At 62.4% G+C, this 3,086-nt stretch carries 4 protein-coding genes; 3 read left to right on the top strand and 1 reads right to left on the bottom strand.

Annotation, left to right across the window (positions count from 1 at the left end; translation table 11 throughout):
• Window positions 1-635, top strand: a 635-nt coding sequence (locus ACNPM8_RS01165) for an aldehyde dehydrogenase family protein (protein ID WP_448939069.1), incomplete at its 5' end; no start/stop codon positions are given.
• A gap of 143 nt (window positions 636-778) precedes the next feature.
• On the opposite strand, the gene ACNPM8_RS01160 is transcribed toward ACNPM8_RS01165, so the two are convergent.
• Window positions 779-1,207, bottom strand: coding sequence for a hypothetical protein (locus tag ACNPM8_RS01160; protein WP_133834802.1), 429 nt, complete (start codon window positions 1,205-1,207; stop codon window positions 779-781).
• A gap of 566 nt (window positions 1,208-1,773) precedes the next feature.
• On the opposite strand from ACNPM8_RS01160, the gene ACNPM8_RS01155 reads away from it, so the two are divergent.
• The gene (locus tag ACNPM8_RS01155; protein ID WP_124770126.1) at window positions 1,774-1,827 is read left to right on the top strand and encodes a chloramphenicol resistance leader peptide; all 54 of its coding nucleotides are present in this window, start codon (window positions 1,774-1,776) and stop codon (window positions 1,825-1,827) included.
• Window positions 1,828-1,848: 21 nt separating this feature from the next.
• On the top strand, window positions 1,849-3,027 hold the full coding sequence (locus tag ACNPM8_RS01150; RefSeq protein ID WP_448939068.1) for a Cmx/CmrA family chloramphenicol efflux MFS transporter: 1,179 nt from the start codon (window positions 1,849-1,851) through the stop codon (window positions 3,025-3,027).
• Window positions 3,028-3,086 lie beyond the last annotated feature (59 nt).

Genomic DNA, 3,086 nt, shown 5'->3' with positions numbered 1-3,086 from the left:
CTGCCAAGCTGGGCATGCGCCCCCGCTTCGGGAACACCGGCCAGGCCTGCAACGCGGCCAAGCGCTTCATTATCGATTCCTCGGTTTACGAGGACTTCTCCCAGGCGCTGGTGGAGCAGGTGGCCGGAATCAAGGTGGGCGACCCGGCCCAGCCGGAGAACTTCCTCGGCCCGCTGTCCTCGGCCGCGGCCCGCGACGGCTTGGCCGCACAGGTGCAGGACGCCATCGACAAGGGTGCCCAGGTCCTGGCCGGAGGCAAGCCGATCCAGGGCGAGGGAGCATTCTACGAGCCGACCATCCTTGCCGGGGTGACCCCCGAGATGCGTGCCTTCTCCGAGGAGCTCTTCGGCCCGGTCGCCGTGCTCTACAAGGTAGATGGCGAAGAAGAAGCCGTGGCCCTGGCCAACAACACCGACTACGGGCTGGGAGCTTCCATCCACACCCAGGACATGGAACGCGCAGAGCGCGTTTCCGTGCAGCTGCAGAGCGGCATGGTGGCCGTCAACGAGCCTTCGGCTTCCTACCCTGAGCTGCCTTTTGGCGGCGTGAAGCGCTCGGGCATCGGCCGCGAGCTGGGCAAGTACGGCATGGACGAATTCATCAACCACAAGCTGGTGAAGATCGCCGGGCGCTAAGCCAGGGGATTGCGGCAACGGTCCTGGCTTTCCCGGAGAATTCCGGAAAAAGCCAGGACCGTTGGTCGAAAATGGCCTATATGCGGTTAGCAACGAGTCGTTGAATCAGCGGCACCTGGGCGGGACCTCCGGTGCCCCGGCAGTTAGCTGCGCGTCATCGCCAGCGGCCACTGTTCTTCCGGGGTGAAGACTGGCAGGGCGTTGGCAATTGCCGTGTGGGTCCAATACCGAACTCGGAAGGCCAGCATGCCGCTTTCCTCCGCTTGCTCGAAGAGCGTGCAGATCCGGGTATTCGCAGGAGTCTCATCGACGATCCGGAGAGCACCGTTGGGAGGCGAGACATGGATGAAACGAAGCTGCTCGCCCTGGGCGTCCAGTATCGCCACGAGAACAGCGCAATTGTGAACGGAAGCGAGGCCCATGACATCGTCTACCGGCTCGTTGAGTTGTGCAATGATCACGGGCATTCCGGGGATCCACCCGTACTCGCTCAAATGGGAGCGTCCTTCGCGCGATCCCAGGAGTTCCGTGACACGTTCAGCAGTCTTGGACCTGACTATACGTCCTGGCATTAGTACTACCTCCACTTTGTTCGTAACTTTCGAGTGCACCCCATAAGTCACGCCACTTCGCAGATTGCGGATTAGCCTGCCGGCAGGCAAGGCTCGCCGTCATTGAGAAGCGGAGTGTGTTTTAAATCTAGGCCACTTGGTCTACGACCGGGAGGGGCGTCCCTGGGTTCTCAGCTAATTTTCAGGCTCAGAGGAGAGCTTTTTGAACTTAGCTTCCGGCCTAGTCAGTAGTTTGTTTGGTCTGCCGCGGACTGCCCGTCGCTAGGCTTCGTATGTACGCCGGAACGGACCGCATTTCCAAGGTCCACAGCCGTGCTTGCTGTTCCCCGCAGCTGCGGGCAGATCGTTGCCGCTTCCAGAGCCAGTTGTGATGTCCAGGGACAGTGTTCTGCCCCCGCGCGCAACGACGTCGTGCCGATTAGGGACGTGTCTATCCACACCACGCGCAGTCGAGCGCTGTAGAGTTCGGGATATGTCGAGTCCCGAGTCAGACAAGTCCGGGGTTGTCGGTCACACCGCCAGCCCCTTCAACCAGTAGTTACGACGCCCACGATCTGTGTGGGCGTATGTCTGGCGTACCCGGGGTGCTGGCCGTGGTGACAAGAAGAACCATTTCTTGATTTCTCACCTCGGAGTACCCGATGCCTTTTGCTCTCTACATGCTTGCCTTGGCGGTTTTCGTCATGGGCACTTCAGAATTCATGCTCGCGGGATTGCTCCCCGCGATCGCGACCGAGCTTGACGTCTCGGTCGGCACGGCGGGCCTGCTGACCTCGGCCTTCGCGATCGGTATGGTCATCGGCGCGCCAGTGATGGCGGCATTCGCTCGCCGTTGGCCACCGCGGCTCACGTTGATCGTCTGCCTTCTCGTGTTCGCGGGAAGCCACGTCATCGGAGCGATGACACCCGTGTTCTCTCTCCTCCTCATCACCCGGGTGCTCAGCGCTCTTGCAAACGCAGGATTCCTCGCCGTAGCACTGAGCACGGCCACTACTCTCGTGCCAGCGCACCAGAAGGGGCGTGCACTGTCGATCCTGCTCTCCGGCACGACGATCGCAACGGTCGCGGGTGTCCCCGCTGGGTCTCTGCTCGGCACAGCGTTGGGCTGGCGAACGACGTTCTGGGCAGTCGCCATCCTCTGTATTCCGGCGGTCTTCGGAGTCGTTCGAGGGATCACGAACAATGCCGGTCAGACCGCAACTAGCCGGTCCTCGCCAAGGCTTCGTGCCGAGCTCAGCCAGTTGGCGACGCCGCGGCTCATCCTGGCCATGGCACTTGGAGCGCTGATCAACGGAGGGACCTTTGCGGCGTTCACCTTCCTCGCCCCCGTAGTGACCGAGACTGCGGGGATGGCTGATGGGTGGGTGTCCTTCGCACTGGTGATGTTCGGCGTCGGATCATTCCTTGGCGTCACGATCGCTGGGCGACTGTCAGATCAACGCCCCGGCGTCGTGCTTGCAGTCGGCGGCCCGCTGCTGCTGACAGGATGGATCGGATTGGCATTGGTCGCGTCGCATCCCGTTGCGCTTATCGTCCTCGTCTTCGTTCAGGGCTTCCTGTCGTTCGGCGTTGGCAGCACCTTGATCACGCGTGTGCTGTATGCAGCGTCGGCTGCTCCAACGATGGGCGGTTCGTACGCAACCGCGGCATTGAACCTCGGTGCCGCGGCGGGTCCTGTGCTTGGCGCGTTCGGGCTCGCGGCAGGGCTGGGGGTGCTCGCGCCGGTCTGGGTGGCCGCGGCATTGGCGGCGGCCGCGCTCTTGACCATGGTGCTGAGCCGGCGCACGCTTTTGGAAACCACTGCGGAGGCCAATCGATGACTGATCCAAATGCGCTGTTCACGCCTCGTACCCGTCTCCGGATAGCCCGTCTGATTGTT

The sequence above is a fragment of the Glutamicibacter sp. AGC46 genome (assembly GCF_053543715.1).
Note: the sequence above shows the minus strand (reverse complement) of the source record. Positions and strands in the feature narration are given on the sequence as shown.